At 66.1% G+C, this 24393-nt stretch carries 22 protein-coding genes; 13 read left to right on the top strand and 9 right to left on the bottom strand.

Translation table 11 applies throughout. The annotated features are described in order from the left end of the window. Positions 1 to 3: 3 nt before the first annotated feature. The 3 genes from GVV77_RS05500 to GVV77_RS05490 all read right to left on the bottom strand — a co-directional run bounded on the left by GVV77_RS05500 (position 4) and on the right by GVV77_RS05490 (position 6198). Positions 4 to 4938: a DNA glycosylase AlkZ-like family protein gene (locus GVV77_RS05500; RefSeq protein WP_159617165.1), complete on the bottom strand. Its 4935-nt coding sequence runs from the start codon at positions 4936 to 4938 to the stop codon at positions 4 to 6. Positions 4939 to 4987: 49 nt separating this feature from the next. Continuing rightward, positions 4988 to 5650: a DUF4232 domain-containing protein gene (locus GVV77_RS05495; RefSeq protein ID WP_159617164.1), complete on the bottom strand. Its 663-nt coding sequence runs from the start codon at positions 5648 to 5650 to the stop codon at positions 4988 to 4990. 86 nt (positions 5651 to 5736) lie between these two features. Continuing rightward, complete coding sequence (locus GVV77_RS05490; protein ID WP_159617163.1) at positions 5737 to 6198, bottom strand: 23S rRNA (pseudouridine(1915)-N(3))-methyltransferase RlmH; 462 nt, start codon at positions 6196 to 6198, stop codon at positions 5737 to 5739. Between the two features lie 151 nt (positions 6199 to 6349). Here GVV77_RS05490 and GVV77_RS05485 point away from each other — a divergent pair, with 151 nt between their 5' ends. The 6 genes from GVV77_RS05485 (at position 6350) to GVV77_RS05460 (ending at position 13063) form a co-directional block, all read left to right on the top strand. Then, positions 6350 to 7804, top strand: coding sequence for a bifunctional cytidylyltransferase/SDR family oxidoreductase (locus GVV77_RS05485; protein WP_159617162.1), 1455 nt, complete (start codon positions 6350 to 6352; stop codon positions 7802 to 7804). Beyond that, positions 7801 to 9345: a methyltransferase domain-containing protein gene (locus GVV77_RS05480; RefSeq protein ID WP_159617161.1), complete on the top strand. Its 1545-nt coding sequence runs from the start codon at positions 7801 to 7803 to the stop codon at positions 9343 to 9345. Before GVV77_RS05485 ends, GVV77_RS05480 begins: the two co-directional genes overlap by 4 nt. Further along, complete coding sequence (locus GVV77_RS05475; protein ID WP_159617160.1) at positions 9342 to 9575, top strand: hypothetical protein; 234 nt, start codon at positions 9342 to 9344, stop codon at positions 9573 to 9575. The genes GVV77_RS05480 and GVV77_RS05475 overlap by 4 nt, the downstream gene beginning before the upstream one ends. A 117-nt stretch (positions 9576 to 9692) precedes the next feature. Then, positions 9693 to 11036, top strand: a complete 1344-nt coding sequence (locus GVV77_RS05470; RefSeq protein WP_159617159.1) for a family 1 glycosylhydrolase — start codon at positions 9693 to 9695, stop codon at positions 11034 to 11036. Then, the gene (locus GVV77_RS05465) at positions 11026 to 12156 is read left to right on the top strand and encodes a glycosyltransferase (protein ID WP_159617158.1); all 1131 of its coding nucleotides are present in this window, start codon (positions 11026 to 11028) and stop codon (positions 12154 to 12156) included. The genes GVV77_RS05470 and GVV77_RS05465 overlap by 11 nt, the downstream gene beginning before the upstream one ends. Before the next feature lie 58 nt (positions 12157 to 12214). Next, entirely contained in the window at positions 12215 to 13063 is an 849-nt protein-coding gene (locus GVV77_RS05460) for a phosphodiesterase (protein WP_425483342.1), read from the top strand. 50 nt (positions 13064 to 13113) lie between these two features. Here the strand turns inward: GVV77_RS05460 and GVV77_RS05455 are convergent, their stop codons facing one another. Continuing rightward, positions 13114 to 13356 (bottom strand): hypothetical protein, encoded by a 243-nt coding sequence (locus GVV77_RS05455; RefSeq protein WP_159617157.1) that lies wholly within the window; start codon positions 13354 to 13356, stop codon positions 13114 to 13116. A 273-nt stretch (positions 13357 to 13629) separates the two neighbouring features. Between GVV77_RS05455 and GVV77_RS05450 the strand changes: the two genes are divergently transcribed. Next, entirely contained in the window at positions 13630 to 14079 is a 450-nt protein-coding gene (locus GVV77_RS05450) for a DUF4352 domain-containing protein (protein WP_159617156.1), read from the top strand. 37 nt (positions 14080 to 14116) lie between these two features. Here the strand turns inward: GVV77_RS05450 and GVV77_RS05445 are convergent, their stop codons facing one another. Then, a complete protein-coding gene (locus GVV77_RS05445; RefSeq protein WP_159617154.1) occupies positions 14117 to 15013 on the bottom strand; it encodes a sucrase ferredoxin in 897 nt (298 codons plus the stop codon). Positions 15014 to 15020: 7 nt separating this feature from the next. Beyond that, positions 15021 to 16220 (bottom strand): cupin domain-containing protein, encoded by a 1200-nt coding sequence (locus tag GVV77_RS05440; protein ID WP_159617280.1) that lies wholly within the window; start codon positions 16218 to 16220, stop codon positions 15021 to 15023. Here GVV77_RS05440 and GVV77_RS05435 point away from each other — a divergent pair. After that, a complete protein-coding gene (locus tag GVV77_RS05435) occupies positions 16160 to 16522 on the top strand; it encodes a hypothetical protein (protein WP_159617152.1) in 363 nt (120 codons plus the stop codon). The genes GVV77_RS05440 and GVV77_RS05435 overlap by 61 nt on opposite strands. Positions 16523 to 16705: 183 nt before the next feature. After that, positions 16706 to 17482, top strand: coding sequence for a type 1 glutamine amidotransferase domain-containing protein (locus tag GVV77_RS05430; protein WP_159617150.1), 777 nt, complete (start codon positions 16706 to 16708; stop codon positions 17480 to 17482). Between the two features lie 87 nt (positions 17483 to 17569). Here GVV77_RS05430 and GVV77_RS18480 read toward each other — a convergent pair whose 3' ends face one another. Next, positions 17570 to 17698, bottom strand: coding sequence for a hypothetical protein (locus tag GVV77_RS18480; RefSeq protein ID WP_281350582.1), 129 nt, complete (start codon positions 17696 to 17698; stop codon positions 17570 to 17572). Between the two features lie 497 nt (positions 17699 to 18195). Here GVV77_RS18480 and GVV77_RS05425 point away from each other — a divergent pair, with 497 nt between their 5' ends. From GVV77_RS05425 to GVV77_RS05410, 4 genes are all read left to right on the top strand, one after another. Then, positions 18196 to 18840, top strand: coding sequence for a hypothetical protein (locus GVV77_RS05425; RefSeq protein ID WP_159617148.1), 645 nt, complete (start codon positions 18196 to 18198; stop codon positions 18838 to 18840). A gap of 155 nt (positions 18841 to 18995) precedes the next feature. Beyond that, positions 18996 to 19748 carry a hypothetical protein gene (locus tag GVV77_RS05420; RefSeq protein WP_159617146.1) on the top strand — a complete coding sequence of 251 codons (753 nt, stop codon included), beginning with the start codon at positions 18996 to 18998 and terminating at the stop codon, positions 19746 to 19748. Next, the gene (locus GVV77_RS05415; protein ID WP_159617144.1) at positions 19745 to 20176 is read left to right on the top strand and encodes a hypothetical protein; all 432 of its coding nucleotides are present in this window, start codon (positions 19745 to 19747) and stop codon (positions 20174 to 20176) included. The genes GVV77_RS05420 and GVV77_RS05415 overlap by 4 nt, the downstream gene beginning before the upstream one ends. A 508-nt stretch (positions 20177 to 20684) precedes the next feature. Then, the gene (locus GVV77_RS05410; RefSeq protein ID WP_159617142.1) at positions 20685 to 21149 is read left to right on the top strand and encodes a hypothetical protein; all 465 of its coding nucleotides are present in this window, start codon (positions 20685 to 20687) and stop codon (positions 21147 to 21149) included. A 93-nt stretch (positions 21150 to 21242) separates the two neighbouring features. On the opposite strand, the gene GVV77_RS05405 is transcribed toward GVV77_RS05410, so the two are convergent. Together GVV77_RS05405 and GVV77_RS05400 are read right to left on the bottom strand one after the other, a co-directional pair. After that, positions 21243 to 22529: a hypothetical protein gene (locus tag GVV77_RS05405; protein WP_159617140.1), complete on the bottom strand. Its 1287-nt coding sequence runs from the start codon at positions 22527 to 22529 to the stop codon at positions 21243 to 21245. Between the two features lie 358 nt (positions 22530 to 22887). Then, on the bottom strand, positions 22888 to 24387 hold the full coding sequence (locus tag GVV77_RS05400) for a PIN domain-containing protein (RefSeq protein WP_159617138.1): 1500 nt from the start codon (positions 24385 to 24387) through the stop codon (positions 22888 to 22890). Positions 24388 to 24393: the final 6 nt, after the last annotated feature.

Raw genomic sequence — 24393 nt, 5'->3', positions numbered from 1 at the left:
TTTCTAAGCACGGATCCTCAGCCCCTTGGGTGTTGTGTAGAAACCGGCGGCGGCCAGGGCGGAGCCCACCCCGGTGTCGAGGATCTCCCCGCCGTTGACCTTCTCCAGCGCCATCTTGTCGGCCGCGCCCCGCCGGATGACGCCGACGAGGGCGGCGGCGGCCGCGTCGAGGGTGGGCTGGTCCTCGGTGAAGACCAGCAGCGTCTTGCCTCCCCGCTCGACGTAGAGCACCAGTTCACCGTCGACGAGCACGACCAGGGCGCCGGCCTTGCGGCCGGGCCGGTGCCCTCCCTCGGCCTGCGGCCAGGCGAGGGCGGCGCCGTACGGGTTGGCCGGGTCGGTCGCGGCCAGGGCCGTCGCCGTGGGCGACGGCCCCCCGGCGGCCTCCGAGCGCGGATCGTTGTCAGCGCTGAAGGAACGCAGCCGGTCCACGGTCGAGGGCACCGCGAACTGGGCCGCGCCGAGCTTCTCGATGAAGTAGCCGCGTCGGCACCGGCCCATCTCCTCAAGGCGTGCAAGCACCTTGTACATCAGGCCGAAGCCGCCGGGCACCCCTTCGCTGCCCACCGCTCCGCGGGTGACCACACCGTAGCGGTCAAGGAGCAGTTCGGCGGTGGCGTGGGCGTGGAGGGTCGACTCGTGCTCAACCGGCGGCAGCAGGTTCCAGCGTCCCGCCGCGACCGGCGGGGTGGCGCGCTGGTACCCGGAGACGCCGTCGGGCCCGCCGGCCAGGCTCATTGAACTGTTCGTGAGGGAACGCCCCGGTGCGCGGCCCAGCCGCCCCGCCCGGGAGGTGCGGGCGCGTGCCGGGGGCTGGCGCTGCTTGTGCGCGGTCCGGCCGCCGGCCAGCAGTGCCCGGACCGGGGTGAAGGTGTCGTTGCTGACGCGCCCGGCCCACACCAGGTCCCACAGGGCGGTGACGAGGTCGGCCTCGGAGGGGACGCTGTCGACGTCGAGGGCGGTGCTCAGCTGGCGCAGGAAGTAGCCTCCGCCGCCGCCGAGCAGTTCGAGCAGCGCCGCGGAGAGCGGCGAGGGCTCGTACGCCGGGTCGGGGCGGAGGGTCAAAGGCGCGTTTTCCGCGAGGTGCAGGGCGATCCACCCGTCGTTTCCGGCGAGCGATCCGGCACCCGACCAGACCACCTCCCCGGTGGCGGTGAGCTCATCGAGCATGGCCGGAGAGTAGTTGGCTACCCGCTGGCCCAGGATGAGCGGCTCCCAGGCCGAGGCGGGAATCGGCACGCCGGAGAGCTGGTCCACCACCGTTGCCACACCGTCGAGTCCGCGCAGGGTGGAGCCGACATGCTGCCAGACCGGAAGGAACCGTCCGTAGGCGGCCGGGTCGACCGGCTCCACCTCCTGCCGCAAGGCCGCAAGGGAGCGCCGCCGCAGCCGCCGCAGCACCTCGACGTCGCACCATTCGCTCGGGGCGGCCGGGTGGACGACGGTGGTCTCCCCGTCATCCGGGGCGGCCTCGGCGGGCCGGAACTCGCCCTCGACGGTGCGCCCGTCGGCGGCGAGGCGCTGCAGGGCGGTCGCCACGATGGCGACGCCGAGGCCGAGCCGGGCCGCCGCTTCCGCGGCGGTGAAGGGCCCGTGGGTGCGGGCATACCGGCTGACGAGATCCCCCAGCGGGTCGGCGACGGGTTCGATGAAGGCCAGCGGGATACCCATCGGCAGGGGGACCCCGAGGGCGTCGCGCAGCCGGGCGGCGTCCTCGACGGCCGAGATCCGTTCCACGCCGGCGATGGAGACCCGAAGGGCACGGTTCGCGCGCAGCAGCGGCTCAACCAGGGCGGCCGCCTCGGCCTCGGTGGCCCGCGGCGCGGCGGCGGCTTCGCCGTCGGCCGCTGCTTCGGTGCTCTCGAGGCGCTCGGCGATTTCGGAAAGGCTCAGCGGGCCCAGGAGGCGCAGGAGGTCCGCGACGCCCTCCATGCCGCGGGCGCGCCGGTCCGGGCGGAGGCGCTGCAGCTCGCTTTCGGTCTCGGCGATGACCTTCGCGTCGAGCAGCTCGCGCAGTTCGGCCCGGCCCAGGAGCTCGTTGAGGAGAGTGGGATCCAGCGAGAGGGCGGCGGCCCGGCGCTCCGCGAGGGGGGAATCCCCCTCGTACAGGAAGGAGGCAACGTAGCCGAAGAGCATCGAGCGGGCGAAGGGGGAGGCCTGCTGCGTGGTGACCTCGACCATCCGCAGTTCGCGGCGCTCAAGGGAGGCGGCAAGCTCCTTCAGGGCGGGCAGGTCGTAGACGTCCTGGAGGACCTCCCTCACGGTCTCAAGGACAATCGGGAAGGTCGGGTACTTCTTGGCGACGTCGAGCAGCTGCGCCGACCGCTGCCGCTGCTGCCACAGCGGGCTGCGCTTGCTGGGGTTCTGCCGGGGCAGCAGCAGCGCCCGGGCGGCGCACTCCCGAAAGCGCGAGGCAAACAGTGCGGAGCCACCCACCTCGGCCGTGACGATCCCGTCGAGCTCGTCGGCGTCGAAGAGGAAGAGGTCAGCGCCGGGCGGCTCGTCCTCCATCAGTGGCACGCGCAGCACGATGCCGTCGTCGGAGGCCATGGCGGAGCCCTCAATGCCGTACCGCTGCTCAAGCCGCGCTCCCACGGCCAGGGCCCACGGTGCGTGCACCGGCATGCCGAACGGGCTGTGCAGGACGACGCGCCAGTCGCCGAGCTCGTCGTGGAAGCGTTCGACGACGAGCGTGCGGTCGTTCGGCACCACCTCGGTGGCTTCGCGCTGCTCCCGAAGGTAGGTCAGCAGGTTCCCCGAGGCCCACTCGTCGAGCCCGATCCGCTGGCAGCGCTCGCGGGCCTGGTCCTCCGGTGCGTAGGACATCTCGCGGACGAAGGCGCCCAGCGCCCGGCCCAGCTCGACGGGCCGGCCCAGCGAGTCGCCCTTCCAGAACGGCAGCTTGCCGGGCTGGCCGAAGGCGGGGGAGACGAGGACCCGGTCGTGGGTGATCTCCTCGATCCGCCAGCTGGTGGCTCCAAGGGCGAAGACGTCGCCCACCCGCGATTCGTAGACCATCTCCTCGTCCAGCTCCCCGACCCGCCGGCCGCCGGCACGCGCCCCCTCGCCCTCGGAGCCGACGAGGAAGACGCCGAACAGGCCGCGGTCGGGGATGGTGCCGCCGGAGGTGACGGCGAGGCGCTGGGCGCCGGGGCGTCCGGTGATCGTCCCCTCGGTCCGGTCCCAGATGATCCGGGGGCGCAGCCCGGCAAACTCATCGGAGGGGTACCTCCCGGCGAGCAGGTCAAGGGTGGCGTCGAAGGCCGAGCGGGGCAGGGTGGCAAACGGCGCGGACCGGCGCACGACGTCGAACCATTCCTCGACGTCGATGGTGCCCAGCGCGGCGGCGGCCACGGTCTGCTGGGCCAGGATGTCCAGCGGGTTGGCCGGAATGGCGAGGGGTTCGATCTTTCCCGCCAGCATCCGCTCCACCGTCACCGTGGTGTTCACCAGGTCGCCCCGGTGCTTCGGGAAGAGCACACCCTGAGAGACCTCGCCGACCTGGTGCCCTGCCCGGCCCACCCGCTGCAGGCCGCTGGCCACTGAGTGCGGCGATTCGACCTGCACCACGAGGTCGACGGCGCCCATGTCGATGCCCAGCTCAAGGGAGCTGGTCGCCACCACGCAGCGCAGCCGCCCGGACTTCAGGTCGTCCTCGATCAGGGCGCGCTGGTCCTTGGACACGGACCCGTGGTGGGCGCGGGCGAGCAGCGGCTCGGCGCCCGCGCTCTGGCCTGCCTGCGCCAGAATCTGGGCCGGCGGTGAAACGGGCGCCGCGGCCGGTACGCCGCGGGAAAACGGTCCAGCGGCGTCCAGTTCTGCGGCACCCGGTACCGCATCGGCTGCCCCGCCGGGGCCGTCTCCGGCTGAAGCATCTCCGGCCGGCGCGTCCCCGGCGGCCCAGACGGAGTTGCGCTCGAGGCGTTCGGCATGGATCTCATTGAGCCGGGCCGTGAGGCGCTCGGCGAGCCGGCGGGAGTTCGCGAAGACGATGGTGGAGCGGTTCTCCTCGATCAGGTCGACGATGCGTTCCTCGACGTGCGGCCAGATGCTCGCCTGCGGGACCGCGTCGCCGTCGGTCCCGCCGGGACCCCCGGTGGCACCGCCCAGCTCGGTCATGTCCTCCACCGGCACGGAGACGGTCAGGTCCCACTTCTTGGCCGAGGGCGGAGCGACGATCTCCACCGGAGCGTTGCCGGAGAGGAACCGTGCCACGGTCTCCCGGGGCTCGACGGTGGCCGAGAGCCCGATCCGCTGCACCGGCTTGCCCAGCAGGGCATCGAGCCGGGCCAGGGACACGGCCAGGTGCGCGCCGCGCTTGGTGCCGGCGACGGCATGCACCTCGTCGACAATGACGGTGTGGACCTCGGAAAGGGTTTCCCGGGCCTTCGACGTGAGCATCAGGAAGAGCGACTCGGGTGTGGTGATGAGGATGTCGGGCGGGCGGGTGAGCAGTGCGCGCCGTTCGGCCTGGGGGGTGTCACCCGACCGCACCCCGACGGTGATGGAGGGCGCCGGAAGGCCCAGCCGCCGGGCCGTCTGGGTGATGCCGATCAGGGGGGCGCGGAGGTTGCGTTCGACGTCGACCCCGAGCGCCTTCAGCGGGGAGATATAGAGCACGCGGGTGCTGCGGGCCGGCACCGCCGGTGCCTTCTTCGAGCCGGTGGAGCCGTTCGAGGCGGGATCCGTATGCTCCCCATCCACCAGCAGGCGGTCAAGGGCCCAGAGGAACGCCGCGAGGGTCTTGCCCGATCCGGTCGGCGCCACCACCAGGGCATTCGATCCGGCTGAAATGGCCTTCCAGGCGCCCTCCTGAGCCGGGGTGGGCGCGGAGAAAGCGCCGGCGAACCACTCCGAGGTCGCCGGCGTGAACCTGCTCAACACCGATGTCACCCCAACATCATCCCCCAGATCGCCGACATTCGAGTCTGCTGACATTCCTCACTCCGGGCCCCCCCGGCGTGGGATGGAAGGGGCGGCCGCCGGGTCAGCCCGCGGGCTGCAGGGCGCCCACGGTCATCAGGACGATCGATGAGGCGGAGCAGGCGGTGGTCTCCTGCGGCAGGACGAGGGAGTCGGTGGCGCCGGGAGGGTAGACGCGCACCCCGGCGGCGGGCACCGCACCGCAGTCGGCGCCGTAGTTGCCCGCGTTGACCTGACGCAGCACCGCCGTCGCTGAGGCGCCGGGCTCGAGTGAGAAGGCCGTGCCCGGCTCACCCCGGTCGGCGGGCGCGCCGATCTGTGCGCCGGCCGCGTCAACGTAGGAGACCCCTGGGTAGCCGGCCATGTCGCAGGCGGCACCGGAGGTGTTCGTGAGCGTCAGGGTCCGGTAGACACTGCCGGCGGCGCCTGCACCCGGCTCGGTGGTCACCGCGCCGGACAGCTCGGCCGCGGTGCACACCCCGCCGTCGCCGGCGGTCGGTTCGGGATCCGCCTCAGGAGGCGACGAGGGCGACGAGGAGGGCGACGGCGCGGGCGTTGCCGAAGGCGCCTCCGACGCTGTCTCCGAGGGCGACGCCGACGCTGTCTCCGAGGCCGCCGGGGCCTGCGCCCCGGTGGGTTCGGAGGCCGCCGGCGCGCACGCGCCAAGCAGGGTGGCGGTGCCGATGGCCGCTGCGGCGATAATCCAGTGCGGTTTACCCGAAGTCATGAAGCAACACTAGACGTGGTGCCCGTGTGACGCACGAGGCGGAGCCCGTGCCGCCGATTGAGTTCCCCGATCGTTATGGAAGGGACCTACTCGTGATGGTAGGAGCGCCGCCCGGCGATCTCCTGCGCACGGTAGACCTGCTCGGCGAGGATGAGCCGGACCAGCTGGTGGGGGAACACGAGCTTCGACAGCGACAGGACGAAATCGGCGCGCCGGTGCACCGTGTCATCGACGCCGTAGGCGCCGCCAATGAGAAAGGTCACCGGACGGGAGGCGTCCAGGGCGCCGCCCAGGGTGCGGGAGAAGGCGGGCGAGTCGATGGACCTGCCCCGCTCGTCAAGCAGGATCACGTACTCGCGCGCCTCGGTGGTCTTGGCCAGGAGCCGCTCCGATTCCTCGGCCCGGGCGGCGTCCCCCTCGCGGGCCGAGTGCGGGAGGAACTGCCAGAACAGGTCGAAGGGTTTCTTGAGGCGCTTCTCGTAGCGGGCAATTCCGTCGGAAACCCAGCTCTCATGTTTCCGGCCCACGGCCAGTACTCGGATTGCCATTTCCTCAGGCTACCGCCCCGGAAGGGGGCCCCCCGAAGGGTTAACGGGGGGCAAAGCGCAACCGTCGCGGAGGTGAACAAAAACAATGACCCCGCAGAAAAATATCAGTACGCTTACCAAATTCCGATGGAACCCGAAGGCAGGTGGAGAGATGGCGCATTCCAAGGACAGCAAACAGCTACCGGGTGGAGGATCAGCGCCCGGCGGGCGGACGATCGCCGTCATCCTCGCCGGGGGAGTCGGCACACGGATGGGGCTCGACATCCCCAAACAGCTCGTCCCCATCGCCGGCAGGACCAGCCTTGAGCACACCGTCGAAATCTTCTCGACCTGCCCGGGCATCGACGAGATCCTGGTGATGATGGACCCCGGCAGCATGGCCCGCGCCCGGGAACTCCTGCCCGCTTCCCGTTTTCCCCGGCTCTCCTCGATCCTGGAGGGGGGCCTCGACCGCAACGACACCTCCTTCCGGGCGCTGCAGGCCATCGCGGAGCCCGGCGCGAAGGTGATCTTCCACGACGCGGTGCGCCCGCTCGTCGATTCCTCAATCATCCGCGCGTGCATTGACGCGCTCGACACCTATGAGGCAGTCGACACCGGCATCGCGTCGGCCGACACCATCATCGAGGTCGACGAGTCGAACATCATCCGGGCGGTTCCGCCGCGGTCCTCGCTGCGCCGCGGGCAGACTCCCCAGGCCTTCCGATGGGACACCATTCTGGACGCCTACACCCGGGCCCGGCAGGATCCCGACTTCACGGCCACCGATGACTGCTCCGTCGTGCTGAAGTACCGCCCGGACGTGCCGATCATCGTCGTCCCCGGCCATGAGGCGAACATCAAGATCACCCACCCCATCGACATCCACTTGGCGGACAAGCTGTTCCAGCTGAAGAACCAGACGGCCGAACCGGTGCCGTTCCCGGTTTCCAGCCTGCGCGGTGCCACCGTCGTCATCTTCGGCGGCAGTTCAGGCATTGGCGAGGAACTGGCCCGACAGCTCGACGCCGAGGGTGCCAATGTCGTCTGCCACAGCCGCACCGGCTCGGGCACCTTCGTTGAGGACCGCACCTCGGTAGCCCGGGCGCTCGCCGGAGTGTCGGCGATGTATGGGCGGATCGACCATGTCGTCCTGACCGCAGGCGTGCTGACCATCGGGGCCCTGGCCGAACTCAGCGACGAGCAGATCCGGCACGACGTCGACGTCAACCTAATGGCCGCGTTCGTCGTCGCCCAGGAGTCTTATTCGTATCTCTCCGGTTCGCAGGGCTCGCTGCTGCTCTACTCCTCGAGTTCGTACACGCGCGGCCGGGCCAAGTACACCGTGTACTCGGCGACGAAGGCCGCCGTCGTCAATCTGACGCAGGCGCTCGCCGACGAGTGGGGTGAGGACCGCGTCCGGGTGAACTGCATCAGCCCCAGCCGGACGGCGACGCCCATGCGCGTGAAGGCCTTCGGCGTCGAGGATGAGCACTCGCTGGTCCAGGCCGGGGAGGTTGCCCGTGTCAGCGCGCAGGTGCTGGCCTCGGACCTCACCGGGCAGGTCTTCGACGTCCGGCTGCCCGCAACCGATCCGCTGCACGTCCCGCTGGAAACCGCGAAGTGAGCGCCTTTTTTGCCGCCGACACCAAGAGCCTGACCGTCACCGGAACGGAGCTCGCCCCGGGCTCGGCCGTCTCGGTCCTGCTCGCGGGGCGGCGCATCTGGACGTTCCGGGTACCCGAGGAAGGCTCCGGCTGGGACGGCGTGACGGTCGAATGGCCCCCGGCGCTTGCAGAACGGCTTCGGGGCAGGGCGCGGCTGGCGGTGGAACGCGACGGCACCCTGATCGGCGGCGAGCAGCCCGTCCAGTTCGACGAGAGCGACACCGAGCTGCTGCTGTGCGAGCCGGCCACCGGCATCCCGCTGGTGGTCAATAAATGGGGCAGGATCGCGCGCTCCTTCGAGGGGCGCGAGGCCTCACTCCTTGAGGGGGTCCTTGACGAAGCCGAACGGCTCATTGAGCTGGTAAGGAACCGGGCCGGGATCGAGCTCTTCGTCACCGGGGGAACCCTGCTGGGCCCGGTGCGCGACGGACGGATTCTCCCCAGCGACGACGACGCCGATCTTGCCTACCTCAGCCGGCACGAAAATCCCTCCGACGTCGCCCTCGAGAGCTACGAGCTCGAGCGGATGCTCATCGAGGAGGGCCACGAGGTGGTGCGGCACTCCAGCGGACACCTGCAGCTGATGTACCCGGGCGGAACCGTCACCGACCGCTTCTACCTCGACATCTTCACCTACTTCATCTGTTCCGGCTGGTTCCACGGCACCTTCCACGCGCGTGAACGCGCCGACGAGGTGACCGTCCTGCCGCTGAAGCCGGTGAACGTCAACGGCAGGATGCTTCCGGGTCCCGCGGAGCCGGAACAGATGCTCACCGCCATCTACGGTCCCGGCTGGCGGACCCCCGACCCGGCCTTCCGGTTCGTCACTCCGCCCTCGGCCGGGCGGCGGTTCTATTGGTGGCTCAACCATTTCGACGTCGACCGCGAGAACTGGGAGGACCACCACCGGGCCGAGATCTCCGCCGATCCCACGCCGCCGCCGTCGGCCTTCGCACTCGCCACCGCGGGCCGGCTCGCCCCCGGGTCCTCCGTGCTCGACCTTGGCTGCGGCCTCGGCGCCGATGCCCGATACCTCGCCGGGCAGGGACATGCGGTGCTCGGGGTGGATTACAGCAGGCCCGCCCTGGTGTTCGCACGCGGCACAGGCGACGAGGGCGGGCGGCTCCGGTACGAGCACACGAATCTCTACATGGCCCGGGACGCGATGCGCCTGCGCAGGCAGTGCACGGAGCTGCCGGGGCCGGTTCAGGTGTATGGAAACCAGCTCTTCAACGCGCTCAGCCCGCTCGGCTGGGACACGACCCTCCAACTCGTGAAGCACCTGCTGGCGGAGCCGGGGGCACGGGCCCACGTCGAGGTCGGCATCGGCGGCGAGGTCGGATCCCCAAGCTGGATCGAGTACCGGCCCGTTGAGTGGCGCCGGTTCGAAGAACAGCTGGCCCGGTACGGGATGGAGATCGACGAACGAGCGGATGTTCCGTTGTCGGAATCGGCAGGGGCCGAGGTCCGCAGGGTGATTGTCAGGAGGGCGGAATCGTGAATGCTGTGCTTGCGAGATTGAGGGGGCCGGGGCGGAAACTGCTCCGGGCGGCGGTTCCCGGGATCCTGGGGAGAATCGACGCCATCCCCGCCCTCCAGCGGGAGGTCGAGGACCTGCGTGCCGAGGTGATCCGCCTCGATGCGGATCTGGACGAGTCGCGCCGGCTCAACCTGCGCGCCGCCGAACTTCTCGACACCGTCTACGAGGAGCTTGGCCGGCGCCCGGTGTGACCGGGTCGAAAGGTAAGCACGACTTTTCCTCGCCCTGGAATAGTAAGCCATTTGACTGTTCGGAGATTCAGCTTCAGCCGGAGGCCTTTCCGCCTCCGCAACCGTCAGGAGGGCCGCATGGCATTCAGCACCAACCCGCCCGGACCGCCCATCGAAATCATCGGCGGGTTCGAGAGCACGTTCCTGCCGGCCCATGACCGCGACATCTTTGAAACCACCGAACACGATGTCCGTTGGCGGGAGGACCTCGACCTGCTGCGCCGCTCGGGGATCACCCGGCTGCGCTACCCGGTCCGGTGGCACCGTGTCGAGGCGGTCCAGGGCGTGTTCGATTGGTCGGCGACGGACGAAGTGCTGAACCACCTGCGCGATAACGGCTTCCGGCCCATCGTCGACCTCGTCCACCACACCAGCTATCCCACCTGGCTGGAGGGCGGCTTCGCCGATTCCGGGTTCGGTCCGGTCTACCTGCGCTACGCCGAGGCCTTCGCCCGCCGCTACCCGTGGGTGGGGGAGTACACGCTTTTCAACGAGCCCTTCTCAACCCTCTTCCTGTCCGGGCATGAAGCCATCTGGCCGCCCTACCACTCGGGACTCCAGGGCTTCATCGACCTTCTCGCCAACGTCCTGCCCGCCGTCGGGGAGGCGAGCCGCCTCTACCGTGAGCTGCTGCCGGAGGCCCGGCACGTGTGGGTCGACACCTGCGAATTCCATACCGGATCCGACGCCCCCGGCCGGGCGTACGCCGACATGGCCAACGAGCGCCGCTTCCTCGTGCTCGACAGCTTCCTTGGGCGGGGCTATGACCCCGAGAGCCAGCTCGGCCGCGACCTCGCCCCGGTGGGAGGGGAGCGGCTGCAGGGCCTTGAGCCGGGCTTCGTGGACGTGCTCGGCCTCGACTACTACGCCCACTGCCAGTGGAACTTCTCCGTGGACGGCGGGACGGCCCCGACCCCGACGCCGCTTCCGCTGGCCGACCAGATCGGGCAGTACTGGGAGCGCTACGGCCTTCCCTGCGCCATCACCGAAACGAACGTCCGCGGACACACGGGCGACCGGGCGAGCTGGCTCAAGTATGTGCTGGAGCAGTGCGAGGAGGCGCAGGCGCGCGGCGTCGTCGTCGACGGCCTGTGCTGGTTCCCCGTTATCGACTCGACCGACTGGGACTCGCTGCTGTTCCGCTGCGACGGGCACATCGACCCGGTCGGCGTCTACTGGCTCGATGAACAGCTGGACCGCCGTGAATCGGTGATGTCCACCGCGTATGCCCGTGCCGCCGCCGGCGTGCGGGCCGTCGACCTGCCGGCCTACTCCTTCGCGGAGCCCGTGAATACGTGGCTGCGCGGGTACTTCCCGCAGATGTCCCACTGGAACTTCTCGCTGCCCCCGAGCACCGATATCGGTTCCAGCCTTCCCCGTACCACCACTCGAATGGAATTGAGGATCGTCGATGCAAAGTGAACTCATCGTGCTGTCGCACCTGCGGTGGGATTGGGTCTGGCAGCGCCCGCAGCAGCTCATGTCGCGGCTGGGCAAGGCTCCGGCCCGCACCACCTGGTTTGTCGAGGAGCCCCTCACCCCGGCCGGCGTCGAGGTGACTTGGAACCGCCTCGGCACCTCCGAGGTGGATGGGCTGACCCGTGTCTGGCTCGAGATTCCCGAACAGGGAAGACACGTCGGCTTCTTCGACGAGGTGATGCCCGACTACATCGAGCAGCTCCCGCAGCTGATGGGCGCGCCTACCGGCGAGCGCGTCGTGTGGATCTACACTCCGCTGGCCCTCGAGGCCGCGCTGGCCCTGGCGCCCACAACGCTCGTCTACGACGTGATGGACGACCTCGCGGCATTCAAGGACGCGGCACCGGAGCTCATCGTGCGCCAGCGCCAGGCGCTCCGCCGCGCCGACGTCGTCTTCGCCGGTGGCCGTTCACTTCACCGTTCGGTGGTGAGGCAGGGCCGGGAGGATGCGCACCTCGTGCCCAGCGGCGTGTCGACCGAGCACTACGCCGCCGCCGGCCGGCACGCGAAGCGGAACCGGGAGCGTCCGGTGGCCGGGTACGTCGGTGTCCTCGACGAGAGGCTCGACCTCGGGCTCCTGGCGGACCTCGCGGCCCGGCTGCGGGAGTGGGACATCCACATGATCGGGCCGGTGTGCAAGATCGACCCGGCCGACCTGCCGCAGGCGCCGAACATCAGCTACCTCGGGCAGCAGTCCTACGCGGACCTTCCCGGGCTGATGGCCGAACTCGACGTCGCCCTGATGCCCTTCGCCCTCAATGAGGCGACCCGCTCGATCAGCCCCACCAAGACGCTCGAGTACCTCGCCTGCGGGCTGCCGGTGGTGTCGACCCGGGTGCCCGACGTCGTCGCCGACTTCACCGGCGTCGTCGACCTCCAGGACGACGGCGACGGGTTCGCCGCAGCGTGCGGTCGGCTTGTGGGCCGGGCCGGCCGTGCGCCGTCGGCCGAGCTGAAACGGCTGCTTCGACACCACCACTGGGACCGGATCGCCGGCTCGATGGAGAAGCTTGTGTTCTCGCGCCGGATGCATCCCGCCGAGACGGAGGAAGCGACGGCCTGAGCAGAAGGAGTATCGAGTGAGACCCGCGGTGTCGCGAGAGCATCCACCGGCAGATCACGTGATTCTGCATCTCAGCGACACCCATATGGTGGCGGATGGGCTGCTGTACGGCGGGGTTGACAGCGGGGCGCGGCTGGCTGCGCTCCTTGAGCAGATGGAGGCCTCCGGCATCGAGCCGGAGGCCCTGATCTTCACCGGCGACCTGGCGGACAAGGGGCATCCGGAGGCGTACGCGAGGCTGCGCGGCATCGTCGAGCCGATCGCGGAACGCCTCGGTGCGCAGCCGATCTGGTTGATGGGAAACCACGACGACCGGGCCGGGATGCGCACCGGCCTGCTCGGAGAGCCCCGGGAGGAGGCGCCGCTCTACGGAAGCTACCGGCTGGGCGGACTGCGCGTGATCACGCTGGACACCTCGGTCCCGGGATACCACCACGGGGAGATCTGCGCCGAGCAGTTCGAGTGGCTGGCTGAGCAGCTCGCCCATCCCGCCCCGGAGGGCACCGTCCTGGCCATGCACCACCCGCCGGTGCCGATGATCCAGGACCTCGCCGTCCTGACGGAGCTGCGGCGCCAGGACCTGCTTGGGGCGGCGCTTCGCGATTCGGACGTCCGGCTGATCCTCGGCGGGCACCTCCACTACTCCTCCGCCGGGACCTTCGCCGGGATTCCGGTGTCGGTGGCCTCGGCCACCTGCTACACGCAGGACCTCAGCGTGGAGCTGGGTGGATCACGGGGGCGGGACGGCGCCCAGGCCCTCAACCTGGTGCATGTCTACCCGGGTACGATCATCAACTCGGTGGTGCCGATTGGCTCTTTTCCGACGGTGGGGCAGTACGTTTCCCCCGAGGAGGTGCAGCGGCGGCTGGGGATTGCGGGTGTGGGCGGCACGATCCGCAAGCGGTGATGCTGCCGGAAGCTGGCCCCCCCCGAACTGCCCGCCACCGGAACCGAGGCTCAGCTGTTGACGTCGCCGCCGCGCCGGTCCAGAGACGTGACGTAATCCTGGAAGTGCCCGGGCAGCCGGAGCTGTCCGGAGTCCCGGGATACGCTGGTCCACCAGTCTGCTGTGCCGACGTGCGTGAGCTCTTCCAGGGTGTCGGCGGTCAGCGGTGCATTTGGATCGGCTTTGAGGAGGTCCTGGGTGCGCGGGGAAAGCTTCGCCCACACCTCAGCGTCATTGGCGCGGTCATCTCTCATGGCGGAAGCCTACGCCCCGTGGTTACGGCTGCTGCAGCACGGTGGTTCCCTTGACAGGCGAGGCAGGGCCCAACGCTCTCACCGGTGAGCAGGGAAATGTAGGTGAAACCGGAGGATCCGGAAATTAGAATGTAGGTACGCTGCCAGGGTTCCCGTCAGCGGCTCCATCTTGGAGGAATCATGAAGAACTCATTCGCCCTTACCGCTGCTCTATCGCTCGGAATCGGCCTGTCGGCCTGCGGCGGGGCGGAGCCCACAGAATCACCCGGGGGCGTGCCTTCCGCGACCCAGGACGCCATCGGGGAGATGCCCGCCAATCAGAGTGCGGCGTTCGGCGACACCGTGACTTTCGAAGGGGGCGTGGAGGTGACCGTCGAATCCCGAGGCTTCCAGTCCGCTTCCGGCAGTGCCCCCGGCGCGGTAGAAGGCCGCTATGCGGTCTTCGAGATCACGGTGGTCAACAACGGAGAGGCAGAAGTGGACGGCGGCCTGATGAACCTGCCCACCGTTCGCGCCGGCGACTCCGGAACAGCGGTTCAGCCCGTGGTTGATTCAGACACGGGCATCGGCGGGGAACTGTTTTCGACGATCCCGCCCGGCGAAACGCAAACGGCGCAGTTTGCCTACGGCATCGCCGCTGATGATGCGGACCTCATCCAGCTGGAGATTACGGATCCAACCGCGGCCGGCGAGGACGCTCTCTACCAGGGTGCGGTCGAGTAGGAGCCTGAAGCCCCCGGCCGGTGGACGCACCGACGCTTCACTCTGCAGTGATCGAAACCGTTTCGTACACGATGACCGAGCCGGGCGCCGGTGCGCGGCAGGTCAGCCGTTCCGGCGGGGCGCGGTAGGTCCGCAGTTCGACGTCGATCTGTGCCGGATGGGGCGGGGGAGCGGTGAGGCGGATCCGCCAGCGGTCACCGTGGCGGGTGGTCCCGGCGACCGTATAGTCGAGCCGTCCCGCCGGACCGAAGCGTTCGAGCGCGGCAGCGACAGCGGCCTGCTGGGGCTGGAGGAGATCGGTGTAGCCGCGCAGGTACTCTGCCTGGATGGAGTCGGCGAGGTGTCCTTCGACCGTGGCCACCGACGACTCGGCATCGAGGCCGCCGTAGTAGACGCCGTCGGGGGCGACGACGACATTTGCCGCGAACCGGTCGCCGCCGACGTGCGAACATTCCCACACCAGCTCGGGCCAGCGCTCCTCCAAGGCACGTCCCACGGGCCGTCCGCGAACCGCGCAGCAGGTGTCGTGCAGACCGTGGGCGCAGACGAGGAGGACCGGCGGGTGGCCGAGTTCGCCCGGTCTGCTGAGGGCCGCGGCGATGTCAGCCAGGTCTTCTTCCCGCGTCCACGACCCCCAAAGCTGCCGATGGGCACCGGAACCGTCATGGCGCAGGACGGCCCATCGCTGAGGCCCTTCGCGCCGACGGCGGCCGTGCCGCCGCACCAGCAGCACCCGCGCCCGCGCGGCCTGGGCGGCGGCGATCACGAGGGCCTTCGTGTCCGGCTCAAGGGTGAGGCCGTCGAAGCCGTTGAACGGCCACCTGCCGCGGTACTCGATGAGCACCCAGACGACATCGTTCGGCGCTGTGCCGGCCATCGGGTCGTCCCGCACCCGGGCACTGGTGGCGCAGAAAAAGCGTTCGGGAGCGGTCACCGCGACGTCATTGTTCCGCGGGAACGAGGACCCCCGCGCCCAGCAGCCTCTCGACGAGTTCGCTGCCGAGATCGAGCACGGTGTGAGTCCCGCTGTCGAGCAGGCGCTCCACGGACGGCAGATCGGTCTCGGGAAAATCGAGCCAGCCCACCCGGGTGCTCAGGCGCGATCCCTCGAGCCGTGCGTCAAGCGCACCGCGAAGCCGCACCACGGATTCCGGCCCCAGGCCCTGGACGGCCGCGAGCTGAGCCAGCGGTCCCAGCGGGGCCGGGCGTCCCTGTCCCCGCCGGGTGCGGTGGAACAAGGGGGCGGAATCGGCCTCGGCAACGGCGGCGGCTAGGCGTTTCCGGACGACGCCGACCTCCCCGGCCGGTCCGTCCACGCCTAGAGGGAGCGTCCGGCGCATCTCGGGATCGTCGCGGAGCAGCGCAAGCGCGGCCTGGGCGAGCTGTTCGGCCAGTGCATAGCGGGTCCAGCTGTGGATGCCGAGCGTGAGGTGGATTGAGACCTCGCCCTGCGCCTGGGCGGCATGCAGCCAGCCGCGCGGCAGGTAGAGGACATCGCCCGGCTCGAGCACGGTGTCGATGTAAGCCTCGCCTTTTGCGGCGTCGGCGACGGCGGCGCGGCGGTCGGTCCACACCTGATCACGTAGCGGGTCGGGGAGGACCGGTTCGTGGATGATCCATCGCTTGGTGCCCTCGATCTGCAGGACGAAGACGTCGTGGACGTCGTAGTGGTCGTCGAACCCGCGGTTCTGCGGCGGGGTGATGTAGGCGTTGGCCTGCACCGGATGTCCGAGTTCGGTGCTCAGCCGGGCGTTGAACTCCGCGATGGGTTCCCAGGTGCGGTGCAGTGCCTGCAGGACGAGGGTGGCGCCGTCGGCAAACTTCCGCCACAGCGCGGTGTCGTCGAGTTGGTCAGAGATGGTGGCGCCGACGCCGGCCGGTGCTGTGAATGATGAGTCGGGAAAGGTCGTGCCCTCCTTAGCGACGCGGAGGAAGGGCGTGCGCAGGCCACGGCGGGAGATCAGTTCGTCGACGGCGTCGGCGGAGAACAGGTCCGAGAAGTCGCCCACGCCGCGCGTGAGCAACGCTGTTTGCCCCCAGACCTCGCGGGCGAACTTCTCGCGGTCGATGTCGATCAGGCGTGACTCCAGAACCCCAGCGCCAGAACGCGTGGGGTCGTCAGGAGGAGTACTCAAGCTCAGATGCCCGCACCCGCGTCGGCGCCGCCGTCGGCACCGCCGTCTGCACCTCCATCGGCTCCGCCGTCGGCACCGCCGTCTGCACCTCCATCGGCTCCGCCGTCGGCACCGCCGTCTGCACCTCCATCGGCTCCGCCGTCAGCGCCGCCGTCTGCACCCCCGTCTGCGCCTCCATCGGCACCGCCGTCTGCGCCGCCGTCGGCTCCCCCGCCGTCCTGAATACTTGGGACACCGGTCGTGTCACCGCCCGCCGCGAGTTCCTGCTCGCTGGGATCCTGCTGTGGTTCAGTCATATTTCCTCCTGAGAGTCGAATACTCCTCGTACCTGATCACCCCGCTGGGCGGGGCATGACGCTGAGATCACCCTATCGGCACAGATCAGCCGAGGGAACAGCCCACAAATTCTTGCTCGCTAGTAGTGGAAGAGCGGGAGGGAGGGCCCGAAGAGGGCGGGGCGTAGGGTGGAAGTCGGACGAAAGGAGCACTTCATGAAGAAAATCCTCATGGTACTGACCAGCGTTTCCGAGATTGGCGACACCGGGGAGAAGACCGGCTACAACGTGGCCGAAGCTGCACACCCCTGGAAGGTCTTCAAGGATTCCGGGCATTTCGTCGACTTTGCCTCGATCAAGGGAGGCCAGCCTCCGCGCGACGAGGTGGACAAGGATGACCCTATCCAGGTCGCCTTCACGGAGGACGAGACCACGCGTGCCGGCCTTTACAACACAGCCCGCGTCGACGTCGTCAATGCCGACCAGTACGACGGCGTCTACCTCGTGGGCGGCCACGGCACCATGTGGGACTTCCCGGACAGCGAAGGCCTGCAGAACCTGGTAGCGAGCGTCTACAACGCCGGCGGTGTGGTGGGAGCGGTCTGCCACGGGCCGGCCGGCCTAGTGAACGTGGAACTGGACAACGGGTTCCGTCTCGTCGAGGGGCGGAGGGTCGCGGCCTTCACTAACGAGGAGGAGGTTGCCGCAGGGAAGGACAAGGTCATCCCGTTCTTTTTGGCCGACCGGCTTGAGGAGCAGGGCGCCACCCACGTCTCCGCCGATGTCTTCGAGGAGAAGGTCGTGGTGGACGAACGGCTGGTGACCGGCCAGAATCCTGCCTCGGCCGCCGGCGTGGCCAAGGAGATGGAGAAGCTCCTGGCGGAGGTCATCCACCAGGAAAAAACCGAGGAGCAGCACGAGGCCCAGGCCTTGCGCGCCGAGAAGGACGCTGAAAAAGAAGCTAAGAAGGCTGACGTAGCAGCGGAGCACTAGGCCTAGCCCGCACCAACGCCTGTAGAGCACGGAAACCGGCGGCCGCCCAGAGCATGGGGCGACCGCCGGTCGTTTGTCCGGCTTAGGTCAGCGCTTGCCGCCCTGGGCCTTCGACGGGAGGAACTTCTCCGTGACGACGCCGCTCACGTTGCCGGCGGCTTCGACCGCACGCACATAGACCGTCACGGCCTGGTCTCCGATGGTGATGGGCCTCATAGGCGGCGAACGAGCCGTTGTTCCGGTTCAAGGAGTACTCGATCCGGGCCATGCCCGTGTTGTCCTCCGCCGCAACGCTCACCGTGCGGGTTGTTGCGTCGAGGGAGGCCTTGACGGTAGGCGCAGTAGCGTCGGCGGCGAGCGCCTCGCGTACCCGGTCCGAGTGGAGACCGAACGAGTCAGCGATCCGCGGCACCCAGCAGTCGTCGTTGTGGCGGCCCTCCGGGTAAACGGCGGACGTGTGCTCCACACCCTTCGCGGTAAGCATAGTGTCGAGGGATCGCACGGACTCGTGATTAGCTCATCGAATCACCGACCGCCTGCTGCGCTCGTCCGCCACTTGTCAGAGAGCACTATGATGTGTACTACGACGATCAGTTGGTTTACGGCAGACCGAATGGGGTGTGCGCTTGGAAGTGTGGGTACAAGGAGCACGTGCGAATACCGCAGGTGGGCCGATTCATTGGCGCACGGTACTTCTGAATCGGCTTCGCAACATGCACAACCTCCTGCCGAACTCAGCGAAAACAGGTGAGGCCGAAATGGGACTCGGAATTAGGCCGTCTGCCTACTTCTACCTTGGCCGCTGTGACCCCGACTATGGCGACCAAGTTGTTGGCTACGAACGCCCATCCACGGACGAGAGTCTTGTGTCGCCTTTCGACACGGGTGGGTTGTGGCATGGTCATGTTGTCACCACGCCGCCTCTAGCGCAGAGCACACTGAAAACCTTCGTGGCACGCCACTCACACGGCGTACCTGCCTTCGCTCTTGCCTTCCAACAGTGGGGTAATGCGGAATACAACGGATCGTCGAAGGATTACACCGCTGGGCAACAACCAGTTAAGGCCGCGGTACCGAATATTGACCTCAGTTCACCGCGGGCCGAGCCGCGCTGGTGGACCTGGGAGGGTCGGATCGCTCATGGCTCCACAGCGATGCACACACTTCAACCAGTCAAAGTCTTCATGACGCAGGACGACTTCGAGTCGTACGAACCCTGGGTCAGAGATGATGTCTTTTTACCGACCCACGAGAAGAAACGACACTTGAGCCACCTTCGAGCGATACTTGTCCCAACCGGGAACGAAGATCCCGCACAAGCAATGAACCTTTGGCTGGAAGGACAGACGCAATGGTAGGCGCGGGTCAGCTCGTGGGCTTCCTAGGGAACCTGACCGGTGAGGAGCGCAGTTTTCGTGCCCTACGTCCTCTAATACGCACCAATGATGGGTATCAAGTAAGTAAACCTGGCCGGTGGAACCTGGACGGGCTCATTTCGGTACCTCCCGATCGGTTGGACGACTTCACCCTTCTCAAAAGTCTAGGGATCGACCAACTGGCTCAGAGCGACGTCGCAGAAGGTCAACTCTTGTGGATAATCGGCCCCAAACTTCACCTCCTACTTGAATCGCTTCTCGGCTCCGAGCCGAGCGTACGACGGCTGAGACTTTGGGAAACTCACAACAAGTTCCTTTACCAGCTAAGCAGCTACAGCGATATTTCCGAGCTGCAAACCGCTCTTCTCAAGGTCGCACGCGCTGCACTGGTTGAGGCTCTTTTTGAGCCCGCAAGGAAGGCAAAGAGCCTCGCGCGCGACCTACACGAAGTCATAAAGGCCTTAACTGCGGCTCCCCTGCCTGATCGATATGTCCTCCAAGCGTTGTACTACCGGGAGCAGCGCTTTGCGGATGAGTACGAGATGCTTGCGGACTCAGCTGGACACCTACCCGAATTTGGATCCGCTGCCGCCTTCAAGCAAGCCATTGAGAACCAGGTGGAGTGGATGTCCCTTGCTCGACTCAACGAGCTGAACGTGGGGCGGCCTCGCAACCCCGTTGCAGGCCAGTCCAAAAAGCTAGCCGTCTCGCCAAAGACCGAGCTGCTCTCTTTTGCCGAGCAGATCGGCCGAGGCTCGACATCGTTTGAATCGGTACGCCCAGGCTTCAAGTACACAATCACCGACGAATCAAGTTCATTGGCCTCGCGGGCCGCTTTCAGTCAGAGATATAACCCGTTCTTTCATCAGGAAGCTGAGGCCCGGAAATGACTGATTTTCCTGACGAAGCCCCGGATGATGCTGATGGCTCCGATCCCGACCACGCCGCGTTGAGCCAAGGAAACCAGCCTCAGGCCTCTGTCGAGCAGTTCATTAATGCCTACGAGGAGGCAGCAGCGGAGCCCCGGTATGTCGATACATTGAAATCTGTCGCTTCTGAATATCTCGATCGAGAAAAATTCCAACTCGGGGACGTGATCGAGTGGAAAGTTTCCATGAGGAATGCACTGTTCCCCTCCTACGGGCGTCCCGTGGTTGTCGTGGGACATGTCGAGAACCACGGCAATTCCGATGCTTCCGGTAGGCAGCAATCCGCCGACGAGCAACTTGAGGACATCCTCATCGGCTTTCTCGACGGGGATCTGGACTTCATCATCCGCAGAGCAGACTCCGGGCGTTTCACGCTCTTCAATGAATAAGCAGTGAGCTGCGGTCCTCGCAAAATTTGATAGGAGCCGCTGGAGAAGCTGAAGGTCAAGGAAAGGCAACCCTTGATTAGGATAGCTGTGTCCTGCCTACCAGTGAAGTCCCTCGCCGCCGATCATGGCGCGATCATTTGTAGCATAGACAGCGTTGCTGAAGTACCGTGCCCGTGGATTCTTATTGGGCCGTTTTGGGTCGAAGTACGGTCTGAATCCTCCTGCTGCAGGCGCTGACTCCGTGGCTTCATTCGTTACGGTCAGCTCTTTTAGGAGCACACTTTGCTCCATATTCATCGACTCGAATGCAGCAGCCACTACGACTGCGACTGACGTGAGTGCCTTCTGAATCGGCACTTCGTAGTTCCGTGACCCTCGGCCAGACGCTGGACCTGCGAGACGTCCTCGCAGGTCCAGCGTCTGGCCGGGATGAATCTGCCACCGCTCGTGAAGTCGAACCAGTCACTCACTGAAGCGACTGGGGCAAACCACTTACAGCATTCTGGAGTTGAGCGAGGAGGGATACCCGGTCACGGTCAAAGCCTTCGAATACGTTCGCCGGTCGAGCGCGGTCAGCCTTAGCCCGTTGTGTCGTAAGGATCAGGACGTGGAGGAAGGCGCGCACGCGGAGACGGAAGCGGCGGCACCTCCCAATCCCATCGGTGCGCTGCGCCGGAAGATCCGCGCCGCGCGGCTGAAGGTGACCCTGGATGAGCAGCTGGGCCGGAAGACCTCGCCGGAGGTGAGAAGCCTGGCCGGGATGAAGCTGCCGCCGCTTGTGAGGTCGAATAAGCCACTCACTGAAGCAACTGCTCAGGGGATGTTCCAACGGATGAGCACCGACGAGCTGCTCAGGACGCTGCGCCGCGAGATCCTCGCGGCCGAGCTGAAAGTCGTTCTCGACAGACGTTTGAGACGTGATACAGCTCCCGCCGTCAAGAAACTGGCCGGGATGATGCTGCCACCGATCTAAGGCCGGTCTAGGGGTCGGATTCGAGAGACGACATGAGGCATGAGGGCACATCCACGGAGGGCGTGATGACAATCATTCGGCAGAGTGAGGTGCTTATGCCGAGGTGGGCAGCCCGTCCCCAACTAACAGGCGAAGGAGTTTGCCCGCCGCAGCGCGGACATGCCACACCTCGTTGTAGAGGAAGTGGTCTGCTGGGTCCTGCATGAAACTATTGGGCATACTCCAAAGACGGAATTCTGACCCGTGGAGTGTTCCTTGGTGAGCGGTCCGTGATCTTTTTTCGTATAGCTTGGAGAGACGCTTAGCTTCGTTTTCCGGCACCACCAGTTTCAGTGCCTCACGGAACCTTTTCGCAAAGCCGATTTTTTGATTGCAATTCTCACAGCAGAGGCATGGACTTAGGGGAGTAGAACGGCTGCCGATAGTCTCGATGATGCTGACGTACACGACTGCGGCCATAGACTGGCTGGTCTCCTCAATACTGCGGGCGTGGTAATAGGCTGCAATCAGTTCTGCAACTTCCGGTTCGGCCTGCATTTTTGCCAACGCGGCTGCAATGAAAGTCGACGAAGCGGTGAGAGTGCTGAGGTTGTAGTCGGCGGTGTTGATGTTTCTGAGCGATGGATCTTCGGCTTGGTGAAGCGACGCCGGGTCGAGCTCGTGCGGTTGCGGGAGCGTGGTGACTTCCCACAGTGCGCCGGTTCCCAGTGTGAGGCATGCGCAAGTGTCAAGAACCTGAGCGTTTGCCCGTTTGGCCACGTCTTCCCATCGATAACCGAAGGCTTTGCCGTGCATCACGATCGGATAGACAACCTCGATACTCCCACCGCCACCAAGGGGACGCGGGCCAGGCGTACGTCGGTAACGGGTGTAGGGGTTAGCTGATCGCCTTAGCTCGATGTCGGGAATCGGGAACTCTTCATCGAAGGTGACTATGCCCAGCGCCAATGGGTTAACCGGCACGACGACTGCCCACCAAGGGCGTTCGGTGGTGTGACCGAGGTCGACCTCGGCTCTGCGGATTGCCGGCGCCCAGAGGCGTCCATCAAGACTCGCTTCCTCGGGGCTCGCCGCCTCCAAGCCAAGGCACCAACTTCCATCAGCTAAGGGGAAGGCTGCTAGGGCGGTACGAAGTTCGAGACCATGGAACTCATATCGCCGATACGGAGGAGTCGGTCTGGTTGATATAGAGCGCATCGAGCTTCGTGTCATTGGATGACCGACTGATTCAGCGAGCGCTTCCCCTAATCGCGATATAAATTCGTCACCGTGAGTTGACCAGTCCAGACTGGGTTGATATTTCAACTTGTAAAGAAACCTACTTCCAGCATTGAAATCAGGATGCTGGTCGGCTGAGGAGTCGCTTTCGACGTCGGACATGGGCCTAGTGTAAGGATCGTCATGCGAGACCGACCACGCTGCCGGCCGCTTGTTCGGCCGAGAGTGCGCAGTCTATCCACAACATAATGTCGGTCATGTTGTGATTCGGAGTGTGCCGAGGATTAAGCCGTGCTGACGTTGGGGACGAGCAGCACCGTCGCCGCCACGTCTCAAGTTGGTAGCCGTCCGAGTACCCCCAGTCGGGAACATCCGCCAGCGGGTCTTGGACACCGAGCGGAAGTGCCCCCTCTGCTGTTTCTCGGCGCCGGCGGATGGGCGACATGTCCTAACCCAGGTCATGAACTGCCTCTGCGGGAGTGGAGGGTAGACGTCACTCGTCGGGAAGAAGAATGACGCATCAACTCATCAGGATGTTTTTGAGGACTATGCCCTTGTCTTCTGAGCTCGTACGAGAGATTAAGCCTGTCAGGAACTGGGTGGCCAACCTCTCATTCGTTCGTTCAGCAAGGTCGCCGTACAACAGGATCATGGCCTGAGGAAGAGGATCCGATACACCCTCGAGTTTGTTCATTGCGCTTCTAACACCGTCGATTGCAAAGACCAACAGATCCGGAGTCATCCAGCGTTGACCTGAAAGCTGCCATAGCCAACGTACAAGGGCTTCCGTAGCTTTGCTTGGCTCGCCCGTGACCGAAACCAGCCATTGGGCCCCCACGCTAACCCAATCCCGAACGTCTTCCGGTGCCGCCAGAACATGCTGGATGGCGGTAAGGACAAAGCTCATCAAAGCGTCTGCATCAGCGAAGCCGTGCTTCAAGATGGCTGCAGCAGTTCCATGCGGGCGCCAACTGCTCAGTTCAGCAGCGAGAGTATAAATTCTTGGGTTGAAAGCCACGCCAACATAACGGTTATGAATCAAGACACCCTCGGCAACGTCAACCAGTTCGGGGTCTAGGGACCCGCTCTTCCTGGCGGTTTCGAGAACTGCGAGTGTACTCATGGCATTCACGCCGCTATGGGAGGCAAGGTTCCGCATCGCCCGGTCGTCGCACCAGAAGACGACGCGGCGCCTTTCGGCTAGATCTAGTGCTGAGAGCCATGGCAGTAAGCGATTGTCCCGCGGTGCGCGAAGCAGATTCGGGTTGCTGATGCGCTGAGTTCTGTTAAACAATTCGAGTAGGGACTTGGCCCTATGCTTGCGCGTTTCAAGCTCGTCTGCCGCGGTTTTGCGTAATCTGGCCCGGCCGGTTTCAGGGTCTTTATACACGGAAAGTTCGGAACGGAACGTTGTAGGGTCTGCGGCGGCCAGTGCGTCGCGGTATTGCTCAATCGTGGTCATCGCCGAAGAGAAGGTTCCCAACAGGATCCTCGAGATGTCGTCGTCGAGAAGAACCAAGCTGAACATAGCCGTTGTGTCCAGAACGACAGCGTCGGACTGGTTGATATCTTCCAGTTCCGTCTCTAGGGTTGATGAATTTCCTCCGTAGATCACACCCGCCCCTCCACTCAGGATGATCTCCGCATACGACCGATTGTGTATCGCGGCAGCCATCCCCACGGGGAGTAGTCCCTCGTTTATTTGGCTTTCTTGTTCGCTGTAATCGGGGAGCCTGTCCACCAGTTGGTCAAGCAAATCCATCGGATTGTCTGAGTCGAACTGCTTAGGTTCAAGGAACTGGCTTCGCGGGAAGTCCTCATTGAACTTATCGAGCGTCGCTTCGAAGCGTTGTTGAGTGGCGACGGTCCTGTCTGAAGCTGGAGCTTCGGAAAGCAGTATGGCCATAAGTGCGTTTGCGCATACTTCCTCCTCGTCCGTCCATTGCTCGGCAAGATCTAAGGCACGATCTATGTCAAATGGATTGGCGAACTGCCGGCTCAGACGGAGCCAGATCAGCACTTCACT

This window comes from Arthrobacter zhaoguopingii, assembly GCF_009828605.1.
Classification (GTDB): Bacteria; Actinomycetota; Actinomycetes; order Actinomycetales; family Micrococcaceae; genus Arthrobacter_D; species Arthrobacter_D zhaoguopingii.
Note: the sequence above shows the minus strand (reverse complement) of the source record. Positions and strands in the feature narration are given on the sequence as shown.

Bases quoted from the DNA above. Each gene is read 5' to 3' on its own strand.
- GVV77_RS05490 (WP_159617163.1), bottom strand. From the start codon at position 6,198: ATGGCAATCCGAGTACTGGCCGTGGGCCGGAAACATGAGAGCTGGGTT.
- GVV77_RS05455 (WP_159617157.1), bottom strand. From the start codon at position 13,356: ATGAGAGATGACCGCGCCAATGACGCTGAGGTGTGGGCGAAGCTTTCC.
- GVV77_RS18480 (WP_281350582.1), bottom strand. From the start codon at position 17,698: ATGAGGCCCATCACCATCGGAGACCAGGCCGTGACGGTCTATGTGCGT.
- GVV77_RS05405 (WP_159617140.1), bottom strand. From the start codon at position 22,529: ATGTCCGACGTCGAAAGCGACTCCTCAGCCGACCAGCATCCTGATTTC.
- GVV77_RS05470 (WP_159617159.1), top strand. From the start codon at position 9,693: ATGGCATTCAGCACCAACCCGCCCGGACCGCCCATCGAAATCATCGGC.
- GVV77_RS05495 (WP_159617164.1), bottom strand. From the start codon at position 5,650: ATGACTTCGGGTAAACCGCACTGGATTATCGCCGCAGCGGCCATCGGC.
- GVV77_RS05425 (WP_159617148.1), top strand. From the start codon at position 18,196: ATGCACAACCTCCTGCCGAACTCAGCGAAAACAGGTGAGGCCGAAATG.
- GVV77_RS05500 (WP_159617165.1), bottom strand. From the start codon at position 4,938: ATGTCAGCAGACTCGAATGTCGGCGATCTGGGGGATGATGTTGGGGTG.
- GVV77_RS05485 (WP_159617162.1), top strand. From the start codon at position 6,350: ATGGCGCATTCCAAGGACAGCAAACAGCTACCGGGTGGAGGATCAGCG.
- GVV77_RS05430 (WP_159617150.1), top strand. From the start codon at position 16,706: ATGAAGAAAATCCTCATGGTACTGACCAGCGTTTCCGAGATTGGCGAC.
- GVV77_RS05415 (WP_159617144.1), top strand. From the start codon at position 19,745: ATGACTGATTTTCCTGACGAAGCCCCGGATGATGCTGATGGCTCCGAT.
- GVV77_RS05465 (WP_159617158.1), top strand. From the start codon at position 11,026: ATGCAAAGTGAACTCATCGTGCTGTCGCACCTGCGGTGGGATTGGGTC.